The sequence below is a fragment of the Dysgonomonas sp. GY617 genome (assembly GCF_015233815.1).
Taxonomy (GTDB): Bacteria; Bacteroidota; Bacteroidia; order Bacteroidales; family Dysgonomonadaceae; genus Dysgonomonas_A.
Map to the genome: position 1 here is coordinate 75,275 of NZ_JADCLR010000029.1, position 18,626 is coordinate 93,900.

Genomic DNA, 18,626 nt, shown 5'->3' on the forward strand with positions numbered 1-18,626 from the left:
TGATAACAACTAATACACAAGAGGTAATACTTTTGCGTATTAGTTGTTTCCTTTTGTTATAGGATGGGTTTATTATCAATAGGTTATTACCTTGTTTTTCTTGTGTTATGTTCTTTTATCACTAAAATTTACTGATGTATTTCTGTCCTCTCAAAAGAAGCTTATCCCTTAAATAACTTGTAATAATATGAAATGAGTAATGTCGAATTTCGTGGATGCCAAATCTTGAATTATGAAATTTTTTATAAAAAGAGATTGGTATTCCCATTTTTATATAATTCGGGTAAATTGGGTTAAATCTTTAACAATGATTCTTTTTTTAACAGTATTGGTTTGTTAAAACTTCTCTTAGATTTGCAGCGTTAAAATCACTAAACCTAGATTTATGAAAACGTTTACACTACTAGCTATCTCGGGAATCAGTCTGTGCGCAGCTCCCGTAGTTAAGGCACAAAAGGCTGAATCACCATGGACATTCGGTGTCAAGGCAGGTATTAATGCATCAACCTTCAATGTTGATACTCATAGTACTCCAGGTAATACAGATGGGACTATTGGGTTTAATGGAGGAGTGACCGTGGAGTACGCTTTGCGTAAGGGCTTCTTTTTGAGTTCCGGTCTCGAATTTACGACTAAAGGAGCTGATAACCGGGTCTTTAATTATCCCGCTTATTACCCTTCAGAGGAGGGTGAAAGCTTCCTGACAACTGGCTTTTCGAAAGATTCGCGAAGGTTTAAGTACCTTCAAGTGCCACTGACAATAGGATATAGAATTCCTGTTTCTAAAGATGTGAATGTAACTTTTAATGCTGGAGCTTATTTTGCTTATGGTATCGATGCTAAAGGTACATATGAAACATGGACGAAGATTTTGAATACAGATGGAACAGCTAATACTTCTTATGAGAAGACTAAAGATTCCAAATCTGGCGATACTGATTATGGATTGATAGGAGGACTTGGTATTGAGTATAAGAAATTTTCACTTAATGCCAATTATGAGTTGGGTTTACGTGAACTATCTACAGGAAAAAATAGTTATACTGGTGGAGATTTTTCAACTTGGAAGAATAGAAATGCAGTATTCTCTATCGGGTATAAGTTTTAAATAAATTGTTTTAGCTTTTTATCGAAGTTGCATCTAGTCAGATGCAACTTTTTTATTTAAACGACTTGTCTTGTTATTTCATCTTTTCAATGTTATTTATGTGTTTGAAATATCTATATCGCCTTTTTCTGATAGAAATACTATGAGATTTGCCACTTATTGCTAACTTTAGGAGCTAAATAAACCGAATCTATTTTCTGAGAAGATGAAAAACATTTCTAAATATCTGCATATTAGAGTAATATCCGCATAAGATTATTTAAAAATGGACATCTCTGTTTCAATAAACGAGAGTGTGTTCGGGCACACATGTGTTGACTTTAGACAAAAACGAATGACTACTTATTTAAAAATAAAATTATAAAAGATGAAAAGAGTAATTTATTTATTATTCGCAGCGGTTCTGCTTGCATCTTGCAACAGTAAACCAAAAGAAATGACTGTAACAGTCGAAAACCCAAGTGATTTTGATCGAACTACCGATTTAGTAGAGCTATCGTTAGATGCAGTGAAAGCAAAAGTAACTTTGGCAGAAGGTCAGACTTATGTTGTAAAGAATACTAAAGGAGAAATCATTCCTTCACAAGTAACTTATGATGGAAAATTTATTTTTCAATCAGGCGTAAAAGCAAAAGAAACAGTATCTTTTACAGTTTCAGCAGGAGAGAAACAAGAATTTAAAGCGCAAACTTATGGTCGTTTCATTACTGAGCGTAAGGATGACTTTGCTTGGGAAAACGATCGTGTTGCTTTCCGTATTTACGGACCGGCTCTTATTGCTTCGGATGGACCAAGCAATGGTTTGGATATTTGGTACAAACGTACTAATGATATGAAAATTGACCAATGGTACAAAGACGATATTGCAGGAACAGCTTCTTACCACGAAGATCATGGCGAAGGCTTAGATGATTATAAAGTAGGTCGTTCGTTGGGTGCAGGTGCTATGGCTCCATTTGTGAATGGAAAACTATGGTTGAACGAAAATTTTGCTTCTCAAGAATTATTAGAAAACGGACCACTTCGTACTACATTGAAGTTAACATATAAAGATCTTAATGTAGATGGAAAAGCATATAGCGAAACACGTACTTTCTCTATTGATGCAGGTTCTCAATACTCGAAAGTAATACAAGAATATGGTGTAACTGAAGATATGACAGTTGCTGCCGGAATTGCAAAGCGTGCAGCAAATGATACTATCATTTTTTCACCTGAAAAAGACTATATCATTTATAGAGAGCCTAGCGAAAAAGCAGGTCCTGTTTACTTAGGACTAGTATTTCCTACAGGTATCGACTCTATGGTTATAGATACTTACAAAGTAGCTAATGCTAAAACTAAAAAAGAGGATACCTTCTCTCATGTTTTAGCTGTTGCAACGTATAAAGCTAACCAACCAATAGTATATTATACAGGTTATGGCTGGAGCAAATTTGGTTTTGCTGATGAAGCAGCATTCCAAACATATACAAGTAATTTTTCTAAAGGTTTAAAACAACCACTAGTTGTGAAGTTTTAAATTGAATGATATAAACACACAATATAAGATAACGTGAAACAAGAAATCTCCGTACATGGAAAAAGGTTGAAGGTGGCTGGAAAGTAATCGGAGCTGCATGCGTTAACTTGGTATAATATCGTTTGTTGAAGCATATTCAAAAGGATAAAAAAAATAGGACTTTAAATAAATTTATAACATGAAAAATCAATTTTGTTTAGAAGGAAAAGTAGCCCTTGTTACAGGAGCTTCTTACGGAATAGGCTTTGCTATTGCTTCGGCTCTAGCAGGTGCAGGAGCAAAAATAGTATTCAATGACTTGAAACAAGAGTTTGTAGATAAAGGCTTAGCTGCCTACAAAGAAGCAGGAATAGATGCCAAAGGTTATGTAAGCGATGTAACCAACGAAGATCAGATAAATGCAATGGTAGCTCAGATCGAAAAAGAAGTGGGAGTAATTGATATTCTTGTAAATAATGCAGGAATTATTAAACGTATCCCAATGATAGAAATGTCGGCAGCAGAATTTCGTCAAGTAATCGATATTGATTTGAACGGCCCATTTATTGTAGCTAAAGCAGTTATTCCTAGTATGATCAAAAAAGGAGCAGGTAAAATTATTAATATCTGTTCGATGATGAGCGAGCTAGGACGTGAAACTGTATCGGCTTATGCAGCAGCAAAAGGTGGTTTGAAAATGTTGACACGCAATATTGCCTCAGAATATGGAGAATTCAATATTCAATGTAATGGATTAGGACCGGGTTATATTGCTACACCTCAAACAGCACCATTAAGAGAAGAAGGACATCCTTTCAACTCTTTTATTATTGCAAAAACACCAGCAGCTCGTTGGGGAACTCCCGAGGATTTGGCAGGACCAGCTGTATTCCTTGCATCAGATGCTTCTAACTTCGTAAACGGACACGTTCTGTACGTTGATGGAGGTATTCTTGCTTATATCGGAAAACAACCTTGATTTCGTAAAGTATTTACGAGCTAAAATAGAAAAGAATCCCATTGTAACTCTTTGTTACCATGGGATTCCTATATTACCTAAAATAGCAGTCTTAAGAACTGCTATTTCTGTATTGAATAGATGCAAGTCTCTAATGAGTTGTATCTCGCCTTATAAAGATTATAATTGCTTTGCTGTTTCTTTTTCTACTACCCACGATTGCAAGAGTTCTTTGTGTTTATTATAAAAGAGCCGAGCACCAATAGTTGGGTCGTTGTCTTTTAAAACATCACTCATCAGTTCATTGAGCATTTTCTCATCCATACTGAAGTTTGTGAAGAATTTGGCAAGTTCAGGTTTGTCTGTCGAGAATCCTTTTCGTGCAATAATCTTTATTTCATCTTTCGGATAAATATTCTTAGGGTCTTTCAGAGGTTTCAAGTCATACTCGGCCCACATAAAGTGAGGTTTCCATCCTGTGATAACTACCCACTCTTTATGAGCAATAGCCTTTTTTAGAGCTGTAATCATTGATGTTTCGGAAGATGAAATCTGAGTCAGTTCCAGATTATATTCTTTGATTGCATCTTCTGTAGTTCTGTAAATACCAGCGCCCGATGCAATTCCGTATATCTTTCCATTAAATTTGTCTTTGTTGGTGTTTAATTCTTCTATCGAATTAATGTCTACATAAGTTGGAACAACAAGGCCTGTTATACCATCGTCGAAGGTAGTGCCTAAGATGTCAATCTTGTTGCCATAGCGAATCCAATAATCTTTATGAGTATTAGGTAACCAAGTGTCCATACATACATCGGCATCACCGCGTGATAGCGAGGCATAGATCGGACCTAACTCCAAGCGCTTGATAGTGACTGTATATCCTTTTTCTTCCAGAATAATCTGTGCGAGATTAGTAATGGCTATACCTTCTGCCCAATTGGGGTAGAGTAATAATACGTCTTGTTTTTTTATACGTTGGCAAGAGGGCATAACGATAAGGCAAGCCAATAATATAAATAGTATATTCTTTTTCATTATTTTGCTACCTCCTTCTTCTGTCCTATTGATTGTGTTGTTCTATCAAGTATAATAGCCAGAATTACAATACATAACCCAGCTTCGAAGCCAAGAGCTACGTCTGCTTGCTGAATACCTGCATATACACTTTCTCCTAACCCTCCGGCTCCTACCATAGACGAAATAACAACCATAGATAACGCTAACATTATCACCTGATTTACTCCTGCCAATATGGTTGCCATTGCTAATGGTATTTGTACTTTAAACAAGGTTTGTCTACCTGTACATCCGAAAGCTACGGAAGCTTCTACTATTTCCTTAGGTACATCACGTATACCCAGAGCAGTCATACGAACTGCGGGAGGTAGAGAGAATATTACTGTAGCTACTACTCCCGGAACGTTTCCTACCGAGAAAAACAAGATTGCGGGAATGAGATATACAAAAGCAGGCATCGTTTGCATGAGGTCGAGTAGGGGTCTAACAATAGCATTCACATTTTTATTACGAGCACACCATATTCCTAAAGGAATACCAATGAGCAGAATTATAAATGTGGCAACTATTACTAACACTAAAGTATTGATTGTTTCTTCCCAAAATCCCATCCAATAGATAAGGAGGAATCCCAAAATGCAGAAGATAGGCAGATCGAATATATCTTTTGCATTTGCTTTTGTTACATTAGACTTACGACAGCTTTTGTTTTTGATAAAGAATGTAAGTAGTGCAAATAATGCAATGAGTATATAAAAAGGGATGGATAGTAATGCCCCTTGCATCACATCTACACAATTTTCTATGATGATGGTAATTTGTCGGAAAATAGGCTCTCCAGCATCAGAAAGCCAATCGACAAAGTGTTCCACATATTTTCCTATATTTAAATTTTCCATATTATATTTTCTTCTTTTTAGTATTGTAAATATTGATTCTTCTTATTCCGATTAAGTTGTAAATTGGTCTGAGACCTTAGTTGGCACTTTCTATAATAGATTGTACCTTATCATCGTCATAACCTGTTACCATGGATACGACATCCGAATGTCGGATATAACCGACTGGACGGTCTTTGTGATCAACCACAGCCAAAGGGTATTTCTGATTAATAAATAAGGGTAATAAGTCAGTTATAGAAGTATCCATCGAAACTTTAGGTATATCTGTTATGATAGAATCAATATTGTTTTCTTTATTGGTAATCTTTTTGCGTACATCTTTCTCTCCTACATATCCGATAAGACGTCCTAAGTGATCGACAACAGGGAGAAATTTCAGTAAATGACGTTCCATCAACCTGAGTGCAGATGCAGGACCATCTTTTCCCTGCCATATTCGAGCTTTGAAAGGTTCGTTTATAGCTGAGGCCGTAATGATTTTTGCCATATCCACATTTCCAATGAAAGCTTTCACATAATCATCAGCAGGATTAAGCAATATATCTTCAGGTGTGCCTTGTTGTACTATTACCCCATCTTTCATTATGGCAATTGTATTACCTACCTTGATTGCCTCATCCAAATCGTGAGTAATAAATATGATTGTTTTCTTTAGGGATTGTTGAATCTCGACCAACTCATCCTGCATTTGTGTCCTTATAAGAGGGTCTAAGGCACTAAATGCCTCATCCATCAATAATATCTGCGAATCGGTAGCAATAGCACGGGCAATACCCACACGTTGCTGCATACCTCCACTTAGTTGGTGTGGAAATGAACTTTCGTAGCCCGAAAGTCCTACCATATTAAGTATCTCTTTTGCTTTGTTATGTCTTTCTTCCTGAGGTAGACCTTGTATTTCTAACCCGAAAGCAACATTATCTAAAATGGTACGGTGAGGGAGTAATCCGAAATGTTGGAAAACCATTCCAACCTTTTTTCTGCGTAGATTGAGGAGAGCATCTTTATCCATTTTTGTAATGTCTTCTCCATCTATAACTAATGAGCCAGATGTTGGTACATTCAGCATATTGAAGCATCTTAAGAGTGACGATTTGCCGCTCCCCGATAACCCCATAATAACAAATATCTCACCTTCGTTTATAGATAGGTTTGCATTGTTTACTGCAATGGTACATCTTGTTTTTGAATGAATTTCTTTTTTGCTTCTTCCGCTTTTCAACATTTTGATTGCCTGTTTTTTGGCTGAACCAAATACCAGATACAAATCTTTTATTTCTATTTTACTCATATTTTAAGAATGTAATTGAAGGTCTGAGACCTATTGATTATACTTTCTGCTTGTGTTTCTATTTTATATTTTACCTGTTATGTAAATGAGGATGATACCTTAGAAGTAGTACCCTATATTTATATTCAGACGGCTGTTCCAACGTGCATCGCTACTGCCTTCTCCCAAGCCTTCACCAAAATCGGATGTTAGCCATGGATGATTCTTGCCCAATGCATAATCTACGTATGTATATATGGGACCTGATGTGATTAGCATTCCCGGTACGAACTGTTGAGTATCGTGAAACCTGTTCTCGCTTTTGTGTACAATTGAGTAGTCGAGATAAGGTTGTATGCTCGAAATAAATCGTCTGTTGATGGGTATTGTATAAGCAAGACCGGCTACATAAATAGTACCTTTTGCGGCAACATCGTATGCTGAGCCGTATGCTCCCATTTGCACAATATCAAGACGTTCGTCATTATCCGACTGTGCATTGTAATTATAGCTTATAACTTCTCCTTTGAAATTCCATCTGTCACAATTTATTAAGGTATGTGCAGCCCAGCTAAACCCCCAATTTCGTCTGTTTAGTGTTTCGTTGTATATACTACCCATTTCTCCGGAAAAACCTAATTCTACCTCCGGTGATATTTGATAGCGTACGCGTCCGTTGAATTGATCAAGCTCTCTGATATAAGCATCTAGCTTCTTTCCATTACTATAACCATATGTTGGAACTATGGCGTACGAATATCTACCGTTTCCTACCGAGTTGTCTTCTGCATTGGATGATACTGATCCTTTGGGTGCGGCTTGTCTGAAATAAGCTGCATCGATGGTCAGTTTGTCTCGTTTATAAAAGAATCCGATTCCTGTATTATAGGTATCTTCCCATCCCATATAGTAAGGTACTTGAAACCACCATGAGTGTGATGCAAAATCTCCAATTCCAAATGGTTTCTGAAATACTCCTAACTTGACATACCAATCGCTATCGATTTGATAACCGATATAAGCATGATGTAGAAAATGGGTCTTAAATTCGGGGAAGAAACGGTATTGGAAACTTAGGTCGAATCCCTTTTGGTGAGCTTCAGTAGATAAAAACCACGTATCCATCCTTACGTATGTATCTAAGTCGTTGTTACTTGTTTCGTAATTTTCCATAACTGCATTGAAACGTACAGCTCCACCAAGTTTGAAAAAATCTTTTTTTATACTGTCATTTTCTGCACATACAGCAGATGCACAGAAAACAAAGAAGCAAGTAATATTAATACATATTTTATACATGTAATTCGAATGTTTAAGGTCTTATACCTTATGTTTGGTCTAGTATTTGTTTAGACCAAAGCTTATTATGATTAAATTATACGATAATAGACTTGCCATTATAGCCAAATAACCAACTGGAACCTTATTTGATAAGGATCTTTAAATAATTGGTTCGGGTGTTAATAAAACAACTATTATACATTAGGCGCATAACAACACATGTTAGGACAAATCATGTCAAATGATTATTAGAGTCCAAAGATGCTATGCTAAAAACAAATAGAATTCAGATTTTCGAATGGTCTTTGTCAAACGATTTTTTGACAAAAAATACACGGCTGACCTAATCTGAATAATGAGAGAATACTCTCTCCATTAATGCAAAGATATAAAAAAACAATTAAATATCAGGACTTTAATGTCTCTAATTGAAATTTAGTTAAAAATATAGGTGTGCTTTTATTTCGTTAAAACGGTGGCACCGTGCTGTTTTTTAGCGTGTTATGGTGAACTCTGAAATGTTGACTTTTTTTCAATAAAAAAAGGTGATAAAATTCAATTTTACCACCTTTCAACTACGTATTGTATATTTTATTTGTAGACTCGGTTTTACTTGAAATGAGTCAAGATTGTTCTATACTTGAAGTCCTAAAAAGGTCTGTGACCTTATTTCAAATTATGTAAAAAGTCAGAGAGATTGAGATCCTTATCCAGATTCATTTTCTTTCTCAATCGATATCTGCTGACTTCTACTCCACGAATCGAAATATTTAGAAGAGGAGCTATTTCTTTCGATGTGAGATTCATCTTCAAGTAAGCGCATAGAATTTTATCGTTTCTTGTCAGATGAGGATATTTGTTATCTAATAATGTAAAGAGGTCTTTATGTATAAGGTTAAAGTTCGATTGAAATACCTCAAAATCTTTATCGTGGTCTATATTGTTATTAATTTGAGTAATTAAACGTACTACTTTCTGTTTTATAATATTGGGCTGTTTATTTTCGTCGAGAGATTTAGAAATACTCATCACATTTTTTCTGACATCTTCCAGCATTTCATTCTTACGCACAATATTCAATATATAGCCCGATAGTTCTTGAGTCTTATAATGAAGTTTGGTTTTTAGATTCTCATTCTGTAATTCATATATCTTCTTATCCTTAAGCATACGTTCTTCTTCATATTGTTTGCTTTGAGCAATAAGCAATTCACCCTTTTCGTTGATTATTTTTTTCTGTTTTCCTATCGTTCTTTTATATATAATGTATGATAGTAACAGTAAGAACAAGCCATATACAATCCATGCCCACATAGATCGATACCAGGGCGATAGTATTTTGAATTTAATGTAAGTCGTTTCCCCTGCTTTGCTATCTCCTTTTATAATAGCTTTAACCTCGAAGGTATATTCCCCTTCTATTAGATTGGTGTATTCTTTAATAGTTTTGGGTGCGGGAGTACTCCATTTATCATCTATTTCTTTGAGGCGGTATGAATAAAGAATGTCTTCGTTCTTAGAGTATTCAGTCGCTGCAAAATGAATGTTGATTGAGTTAAGTGAATAAGGTATTGTGATTGGTTCGGACGAGTTACCATAAAAAAGAGTACTATCATTGCTTGTTGCCACAAGTTTACGTATGGCTATATTCAGGCTCGTATTCCTATTATGATCTGATGATAAGTCTACTTTGACAAAAGCTTTATCTACAGCTACAATCGCAGATACTGAATCTAATAAGGTAACATTTTCATAACCACTGATAAGGTCATTTGCCAGTCCGATATTAAAGGTGTTTTGATTGTATCCATCCTTTCCGTATGGTAGTAGTTTAAGGCTTTTATCTGATACGTACCATATGTTTTTCAGTTCGTCAACCTTTAGGTATTCATAATACCTACTTCCATCAAGTAGCTTTTCAAGTTGTGCATAACGGTCGAAGTTATCGGATATACGACTGTATTGATAAATGCCGTCCAAGGCACATATAACAAGGTTATTATCGATCTTTCTGAAAGTGGTATTTTCTCCTATTATTATATCTTTCAGATTATATTCTTTACGGTTGATCAGAGAATCTTGAGTGCTATTCAATGTAATTCTTTGTATGGAAGTACCCATGTTTACTACCCAGAAAGTATTATTTATCTCATCTTCAATAAATCCTCTGGATGAATTAAAGAAATTAGCGACATTATGAGAGAATTGCCAAATACCGTTTTTCTTTTCAAGAATCCTGAATCCCGAATAAGCCCCTGCAATCATACGATTGGGATTAGATGCCAAAGGATGTATTTCCCATATGCCTGTAAGATTTATCTTATAGGTTGATTGTGCCGAAATAACAGTAATGCCATTATCGCCTCCACAGAATAAAGTATTGTCATAAATTGTTAGTGACCATATTTGCCCTTCCGAATCTTTTATGAGTTGATAGTTTCCATTCTTGTCCATCTTATATAATCCTTGATTGGTACCCAAATACAATTCGTTATTAAATAAGGCGGAACAATATCCTGTACCAATAGGTGAATTTATGGCAAACATAGGGCGTATGGGTGATTGTAGATCGATGTAGCTAATACCTTTATCGAGCCCTAGCCAGAGATTGTTATTTCGATCGAAAGTAGAGCTTAAAACGGTATTGTTGCTCAATCCGTTTGCCAGATTAAACTCTTCATGGTAATCTTTCTTTTGCAAATCGAATAGGAATACTCCATTCTGAACTGATCCTAGTGCCACTTGCGACTCTGCAAGTGATGCACAAAATAATTGATTTTTAGCAATAAAGTTATCTGCTATTGAGTGTATATTTTCACACCACGAGTTGTCAAGCAAATACAGCCCACTGCGTGCGGTTACTACTAATATTTTATTATCATAAGGAAGTAATTCTACAATCTTTTTTCCTTTTAAAACTTCAGATGGAGCAAGAAGTTCGATCTTATTTCTATGGTTTAGAAAAAATATACCATCGGTTGTTCCTAAGTATACCTTGTTGTTTATAAGTGTAGAACAATCTATTTTGTAATTAGTGGCTATCTTCTCAATTGTATCTTTTGAGTTATTATAGATGAGAATATTTCCATCATCTAGAAAATAGGTTTGATTATCTATTGTGTATATGCTCCAAACTTCGCCCCACCAGTTAGAAAGTTTATCCGAAAGAGAATGATAGGTGGGTAATCCAATACTATTTGCCTCAAAATAGCCAAATTCGGAGCTTCCGCCTACATATATTCTCTTACCTGCGATTTCTACTGATCTCACAATCTTATTCTTTATGGGATATAAGTTCCAATTTACCCCATCAAACTCAAGTAATCCGTTTGTATTGGCAAAATACATCCATTGATTGTCTGCCTGCTCAACCATCCAGTTCTGAAAACCACCTTTATAGGTATTTCTTTCGTGGTTAATTATGTTCCGTTGCCAGGATGCAAAAGTTGGTAATGAAAACAACAATAAGCCGTAAATTATATATAGTCGATATCGCATAGTTTCTAATAGTTAAAAGCACACTAAGTTATAAAACATTTTTAAATGTAAAGAAAAGTTTTTTGAAGTATATTTTTTATCTATAAAAAATTAGTTGTAAGCTAATTATGTTTAGTGTGTAGTAGTCTTGTCGTATATAAGATTTTGATTTTTGAGTTTTTGACGTAGTTAATTTTTTTAAGAAAGATAGATGACACAATATCTTCATCCACCGAAAAGAAGTTTTCTGCAGATTATCAATATCTGCCCAACCTTTAAAAAATCAAACCATGAAGAAAAAAATGTTTGCTATCAATCGGCAATTATTAGGACTTACTATGTTCCTAATCTTTTTCCCGATGATTGCTTTCGCACAAAGCAATCAAATCAAAGGAATTGTTACAGATGCCCAAACGGGTGAAGCTCTAGTCGGAGTATCTGTTATTCAGAAAAACACCACTAATGGATCCGTAACCGATTTGGATGGAGCTTTTCAAATAAATGCACCTATAAATTCGGATCTTGTATTTAGCTATCTAGGTTATGAAAATCTGGAAGTTAAAGCCTCTTCACAATCTTTAAATGTAAGACTAAAAGAAGCCACAAAACTTATCGATGAAGTTGTTATTGTAGGTTATGGCGTTCAAAAGAAAAGCGTAGTAACTGCAGCTATCAGTAGTGTAAAAGGAGACGATTTAGCATTAAAAGCTCCTACACGTATTGATAATGTTCTGAAAGGAATGGTATCAGGGGTGAACATTACTCAAGCATCAGGACAGCCCGGCGACGGATCTAAAGTTCGTATCCGTGGTATCGGTACTATCAACAATAGTGACCCTCTATACATTGTAGACGGAATGCCTATTTCGGGAGGTATCGATAACATCAATCCAGCTGACGTACTTTCGGTAGAAGTACTTAAAGATGCGGCTTCTGCTGCTATTTATGGTACACGTGGAGCAAATGGTGTAATCTTGGTAACAACTAAGCAAGGTAAATCAGGAAAAGCTGTAGTTAATTACAACTTTACATACGGATGGCAAAATGCAGCTAAGAAAAGAGCTGTACTTGATGCTACTGAATATGCTATCTTGATGAATGAGCAGAATATGAACTCGGGTAAATCTCCTATTTATAGCGACCCTCAATCATATGGTAGAGGTACCGACTGGCAAAAAGAAGTATTTAATGCTGATGCTCCGATGTACGAACATCAAGTGAGTGTAGCAGGTGGTAGTGACAAAGGAAACTACTATTTATCATTGGGTTATTTCAATCAAGAAGGTATCGTAGGTGGTAACTTCGGAAGATCTAATTACGAAAGGTATTCTATTCGTTTGAATAATAATTATACTGTATTCGACGAATCGAAAACACGCAGTATTCTTTCTACTCTTAAGATAGGTAGCAACCTTACATATGGTCGTATTAATTCTACCGGTATTGGAACAAATAGTGAGTTTGGTTCGGTCTTAGGTAGTGCTTTATCTATTTCTCCAATGTTACCCGTATTGGCACAAGACCCCGAAGCTACATTAGCAGCTCATCCAACAGCGGTAAGAGATAGAAACGGAAACGTATTTACAATTGTTGGTGATCAGTATAACGAAATTACTAACCCTCTGGCATATTTGTCGTTACCTCCAGAAAGAAATAACTCAGATAAAATTTTAGCTAATTTTTGGGGAGAACTAGAACTATATAAGAATCTTAAGTTCAAATCATCTTATGGTGTTGACCTTGCGTTTTGGGGTACTGATGGATACATTCAACCTTATTATTTAGGAAAGAGTAATCATGTGGATGAATCAAGAGTTTGGTCATCTATGAACAGAGGATTTACTTGGCAAATAGAGAATACATTATCTTATCAAAAACAAATTGAAGATCATAGTTTTACAGTATTGTTAGGTCAATCAGCTTTATCTAGTAGATCTCGTTCTTTGTGGGGACAAAGTTATTTATTGAGAGATACTAATCCTGATAGAGCTAATATTGACTTTACAGATCAACCTCAAAAAGCTAGAGAGGCAAGTGGTAGAATGAGTCCTTATTATAGACTTGCTTCGTATTTTGGTCGTTTAAGCTATAATTACCAAGAAAGATATATGGGTGAATTTACGTTCCGTAAAGACGGTTCAACCAAATTCGGACCAAGTAATAAGTGGGCTAATTTCTATTCTGTTTCACTGGGATGGAATATTACAAATGAAAAGTTCATGGCTAACAGACCCGATTTTATTACATCGTTGAAATTGCGTGGTAGCTGGGGACAAAATGGAAATGACCAAATCGGAGATTTCAGATATACTACAATGATTGATGGTGGAAACAACTACATATTAGGTAAAGAGGGGGCTATTATAGTTGCTCCGGGCTCTAAACCGAATGGGTATCCTAATGAAACTATTGGTTGGGAGGAGTCAGAACAAACCAATATAGGTATTGATACTCGTTTCTTTAATGGTGCTCTATCATTTACTGTGGATTGGTTTGATAAAAGAACCAACGGTATGTTGATGCAAATGCCTTTACCTGCTTATATTGGCGACACCCCTCCAATGGGTAACGTAGGTGATATGAAAAATACAGGGATTGAGTTTGATGCTTCTTATCAATTTAAAGTTGGAGATGTATCTCTTCATGTAGGTGGAAATGCTTCTTATATCAAAAATGAACTGATAGAATTAGGTAATAGCAATGGATGGGCCAATTATGATGCTATACAAAGTATCGGAACAATAACCAGAGCTGCAAACGGAGAGCCATTCCCTTTCTTCTATGGACTTAAGACAAATGGAATATTCCAGACTCAACAAGAGATAAACGAATATGTAAATAAAGATGGGAAGCTGATACAACCAAAGGCACAGCCCGGTGATGTGAGATTTGTGGATATTAATGGAGATGGAGTAATTAATGATGAAGATCGTACAAAATTGGGTAAAGGTATGCCTGATTGGATGTTTGGATTTAATGTTGGAGCGCAATGGAAAGGTTTTGATCTTAATATAATACTTCAAGGAACATCGGGTAATGATATTTTCGATGGTACTCGAAGAATTGATCTTGCAAGCATCAATTTACCCGGATATATGCTGGATAGATGGACAGGACCTGGATCTTCAAATAGAATACCACGTTTAACTTTAACCGATGATAACGGCAACTGGCAATCTTCTGATCTATACGTGAAAGATGGATCTTTCCTTAGAGTAAAGAATTTGCAAATTGGTTATAACCTACCTGCAACTATGGTGAAAAAAGCATACTTAGGAGGTGTAAGAGTTTATGTTTCAGCTGAAAATTTATTGACTTTCACTTCTTATGACGGTTTTGAACCTGAAATTTCATCAGGAGGTACCTCATTAGGTGTAGACCGAGGCGTATATCCTCAGGCTAGAACAGTTTCTATAGGTGCAAACATTACATTCTAACTATTAAAAAGAAATTACAATGAAAAAGATATTGATATTTGGCTTGACTTCACTATTAGTGTTAAGCTCTTGTACAGACTCTTTTCTGGAGTCTTCGCCAACAGCACAAATACCCAAAGAAGAATTTTATAATTCGGAAGAACGAATCACTCAAGGTTTAATAGCAGCTTATGCTCCGCTTCAATGGCCCGATTGGGCATTCGGGCAGTATAACCCCCTTCAGTTTGTATCAGATGTAATGTCTGATGATGCACGTGTAGGAGGTGGAAACGCCAAGGATAACGAGCATTTGCAACGTATGCGTTTCTTTAATGCAACGCCCGTGTATGTATGTGATGCGCTTTGGACAGTATTTTACTCAGGTATTAACCGTTCGAATATTGTAATACAACGTATAGATGATGTGCCAAATCTAAACCCTGCAACAAAAGATAGAATATTAGCAGAAGCTCATACTTTGAGAGCATACTATTATTTCTGGTTATGGAAACTATGGGGCAATGTACCTTATTATGATGTAAATCCATCAACACCACCTTTCCTTGTACCTCAGATAACTGCTGACGAACTGTATACTAAGATTATTCAAGATCTGGATTTTGCTCTGGATGGCGATAAACTTCCGGCAACAGTTGCTAGCAATCAGATTGGACGTTTAACGAAGGCTGGTGCTCAAATGTTGAGAGCTAATACTGTTATGTATCAAAATGATGAAACCAGATATGCAGTTGTTTTGAAAGATATGCAAGCAATCATTGGAACAGGATTATATGATCTTACCGCATCTTTTGCTGATATATGGGAAGATAAAGGAGAGTGGAATAAAGAATCGATTTTCGAGGTTAATTATTCGGATGATTTGAGTGGACGTAGCTGGGGTAATCCTTTAGCAACTGGTGGTAGCGTATATCCTACTCTAATAGGTATTAATAGCTTAAAAAGCCCTGAGTTTGCAGGAGGATGGGGTTTTGAGCCTGTTGAAAAAGCATTGTATGATAGTTATCAAGAGGCTGACCAACGTAAAGATGGAGGTATTTTGAGCTTTGATCAACATAAAAAAGAATTTCCAGAAGCAAGTTATGATCCACGTTACGATGATACCGGATTTTTCAATCGTAAATATCTGCCTCGTCAAGGAGGAAACAGCAAGAGTGCGGGGGATAAAGATTTGAATTACAGAAATAATTATCGTGTATACCGTTTCTCTGAAACATTACTGATTGCTTCGGAATTACTTGTTCGCACAGGAGGAAGTCAAACTCTAGCTGATGAATACCTAAATAAAGTAAGAGGTAGAGCGTATAATAATACAGGTAATTATAAAAAAGTAGCAACGCTTGACAATCTATTAATGGAGAATCGTTTGGAGTTTGCATTGGAAGGACACCGCTTTTGGGATTTAGTTCGCTTTGGCAAGGCTGAGCAAGTATTGGGAGAAAGAGGCTTTACACCCAACAAAAAACATTTACCTATACCTCAATCAGAAATTGATAAGGCTCAAGGTACATTAACTCAAAATCCATACTAATCGGTTATATACTATATAATTGCCAAAGTATTAAAAAGGTCTCAGACCTTAATTGAAACTTTAATTTTAGAAAATCATGAAAGCAAAAAAATATATATTAGGTCTTCTAGGTATGGCTCTGTTTTTTACGGCATGCGATCCCGATGTAGGAGATAAACCAGGTATTGGCAATGCACCATCGGTGGATGATATTAAATTCACGATGACACCTAGCGCTCAAGATGCCAATACAATTCAGTTCGACTTCACGAGTGATCTTATTTCTCCTTATTGGGCAATCAAGAAATTGGATGGCTCTGTAATGTCAACAAACAAAAGATCATTCTCTATGAAGTATATGTGGGCTGGAGAATATGACGGCTCTATACAAGCATTTGGTAGAGGCGGTTTAAGTGAACCTAAGGCATTCAAAGTGAGTGTTCCTAATAATGATCCGATAATCTATATATTGACAGGAAAGGATACACCTAAAGTTTGGATATGGGATTCTTCTGTTGCGGGTCACTTAGGATGTGGAGAGCCAAGCACAACTACTCCTAATTGGTGGAGTGCGGGTCCTAACGAATTAAAAGGCAGAGGTATTTATGATGATGAATTGACATTTATTCTTAATTCAACACGTGATTATTCTCTAAAAACCAACAACGATATTTATGTGAATGAGGCTGCTGCGAAAACAATGGCTCCCGATTTATTTCCTAACGGATCGGACGTTGCTGTAACAGTTCCTTACACACAGCCTAAGGGTCAGACTTGGTTTATGGATAGAGATGCTGATGGCAAGCTTTATTTGACGTTCTCTAATAAAGGTTTTCCAAGTTATGTAGCGCATCCTGATGTATTGGGTAATGTACGGTACGAAATATTAGAGCTTACCGAAAATACATTACAACTGCAATGGAAAGGCTCTGGTATCAATTGGTATATGAGATTTAAAGTTAAACAGTAAATCATTAAGCAGGAGAGCAGATTACCTGAATTAGTATAAAAGGTAATCTGCTTCACCTAAAAAAAATAGTATGCGCATGAAAAACAAACATATATTTATAGGTATAGTATTCTTGTTTTGCAGCACATTACTTTGCAAATCACAAGCTCCGACAGGATATGATTTGGTGTGGCAGGAAGAATTTAATGAGGCTCCCAATTCTGATGGCTCTTTGCCTCTTCCGGGGGATAAATGGTGGTTTGAAACCGGAGGTAATGGTTGGGGAAATAATGAGCTCCAATATTATGCAGACCGTGTTGCAGGAACCGATACTGTTGCCAAAATTAAAGGAGGTAATCTAATTATTACAGCCATAAAACGCCCGAAACCATATTATGGAATGAACTATGTATCGGCACGAATGAATACAACCGAATCTTGGAAGTATGGATATTTCGAAGCTAGAGCAAAAGTGCCGGGAGGTAAAGGTACTTGGGCTGCATTCTGGATGATGCCTAAAAACTTTACTGCATGGCCACTTGATGGCGAAATTGACATAATGGAATATGTAGGTTATCGTCCTAATGTAACACAGACTTCAATCCATACCGATTTATACAATCATAAAATAGGTACTGAGAAAACAGCAACAAAAGATATTCAAAACGCAGAAACAGAATTTCATGTTTACGGACTGGAATGGACAGAAGATCAGATTATAGGGTATGTTGACGGTGTTGCATATTTTACATTCAAAAACGATCATTTAGGAGACAAAAGAACATGGCCTTTTGATGCACCTTTCTATCTGAAATTAAATTTGGCGATAGGTGGTGACTGGGGCGGATTGCAAGGTGTTGCAGAAGATATATTTCCGTCAAAATATGAAATAGATTATGTAAGGGTTTACCAGAAAAAAGCGGTAGCCTCTATCGAAAAGGAGGAGGTTGAGAATATACCTTTTACTTTTAATAAAGAGAGCAAATCACTTTCACTCCATGCTAAAAACGGAAATATAACGAGTTTCAATATAACAGATATGCAAGGTCGGTTGTGTAAAACAAAATCGATAGAAGAAGATTATACTAGCATCGATTGTTCTGATTTACCTCGAAACAGCGTATACATACTAACCTTGAAGGGTAATAAAACTCAGGAGAATTATAAATTCATAAATTAAGGTTTAGTTCTGTTAGATAGGTCATTGTTAGCTCTG

General features: G+C 36.1%; 12 protein-coding genes. 7 read left to right on the forward strand and 5 right to left on the reverse strand.

Going from position 1 to position 18,626, the window contains the following annotated elements:
- Positions 1-385 precede the first annotated feature (385 nt).
- The 3 genes from IR022_RS16000 to IR022_RS16010 all read left to right on the forward strand — a co-directional run bounded on the left by IR022_RS16000 (position 386) and on the right by IR022_RS16010 (position 3,588).
- Positions 386-1,108, forward strand: coding sequence for a porin family protein (locus IR022_RS16000; protein ID WP_194204484.1), 723 nt, complete (start codon positions 386-388; stop codon positions 1,106-1,108).
- Between the two features lie 367 nt (positions 1,109-1,475).
- A complete protein-coding gene (locus IR022_RS16005) occupies positions 1,476-2,630 on the forward strand; it encodes a DUF4861 family protein (RefSeq protein ID WP_194204485.1) in 1,155 nt (384 codons plus the stop codon).
- Positions 2,631-2,808: 178 nt separating this feature from the next.
- Positions 2,809-3,588 carry a gluconate 5-dehydrogenase gene (locus tag IR022_RS16010; protein ID WP_050710712.1) on the forward strand — a complete coding sequence of 260 codons (780 nt, stop codon included), beginning with the start codon at positions 2,809-2,811 and terminating at the stop codon, positions 3,586-3,588.
- A 159-nt stretch (positions 3,589-3,747) separates the two neighbouring features.
- On the opposite strand, the gene IR022_RS16015 is transcribed toward IR022_RS16010, so the two are convergent.
- The 5 genes from IR022_RS16015 to IR022_RS16035 all read right to left on the reverse strand — a co-directional run bounded on the left by IR022_RS16015 (position 3,748) and on the right by IR022_RS16035 (position 11,538).
- Positions 3,748-4,605, reverse strand: a complete 858-nt coding sequence (locus IR022_RS16015; protein ID WP_194204486.1) for a glycine betaine ABC transporter substrate-binding protein — start codon at positions 4,603-4,605, stop codon at positions 3,748-3,750.
- A complete protein-coding gene (locus IR022_RS16020; RefSeq protein WP_194204487.1) occupies positions 4,605-5,486 on the reverse strand; it encodes an ABC transporter permease in 882 nt (293 codons plus the stop codon). The genes IR022_RS16015 and IR022_RS16020 overlap by 1 nt, the downstream gene beginning before the upstream one ends.
- A 76-nt stretch (positions 5,487-5,562) precedes the next feature.
- Positions 5,563-6,780, reverse strand: coding sequence for a glycine betaine/L-proline ABC transporter ATP-binding protein (locus IR022_RS16025; protein ID WP_050710715.1), 1,218 nt, complete (start codon positions 6,778-6,780; stop codon positions 5,563-5,565).
- A gap of 99 nt (positions 6,781-6,879) precedes the next feature.
- Positions 6,880-8,058, reverse strand: a complete 1,179-nt coding sequence (locus tag IR022_RS16030; protein ID WP_242053289.1) for a hypothetical protein — start codon at positions 8,056-8,058, stop codon at positions 6,880-6,882.
- A gap of 648 nt (positions 8,059-8,706) precedes the next feature.
- Positions 8,707-11,538 carry a triple tyrosine motif-containing protein gene (locus tag IR022_RS16035; RefSeq protein ID WP_194204488.1) on the reverse strand — a complete coding sequence of 944 codons (2,832 nt, stop codon included), beginning with the start codon at positions 11,536-11,538 and terminating at the stop codon, positions 8,707-8,709.
- A 269-nt stretch (positions 11,539-11,807) separates the two neighbouring features.
- Between IR022_RS16035 and IR022_RS16040 the strand changes: the two genes are divergently transcribed.
- The 4 genes from IR022_RS16040 (at position 11,808) to IR022_RS16055 (ending at position 18,590) form a co-directional block, all read left to right on the forward strand.
- Entirely contained in the window at positions 11,808-14,954 is a 3,147-nt protein-coding gene (locus IR022_RS16040; protein ID WP_242053290.1) for a SusC/RagA family TonB-linked outer membrane protein, read from the forward strand.
- Positions 14,955-14,973: 19 nt separating this feature from the next.
- Positions 14,974-16,482, forward strand: coding sequence for a RagB/SusD family nutrient uptake outer membrane protein (locus IR022_RS16045; protein WP_194204489.1), 1,509 nt, complete (start codon positions 14,974-14,976; stop codon positions 16,480-16,482).
- Between the two features lie 76 nt (positions 16,483-16,558).
- Positions 16,559-17,431, forward strand: coding sequence for a hypothetical protein (locus IR022_RS16050; RefSeq protein WP_194204490.1), 873 nt, complete (start codon positions 16,559-16,561; stop codon positions 17,429-17,431).
- 76 nt (positions 17,432-17,507) lie between these two features.
- Entirely contained in the window at positions 17,508-18,590 is a 1,083-nt protein-coding gene (locus IR022_RS16055; protein WP_242053291.1) for a family 16 glycosylhydrolase, read from the forward strand.
- Positions 18,591-18,626 lie beyond the last annotated feature (36 nt).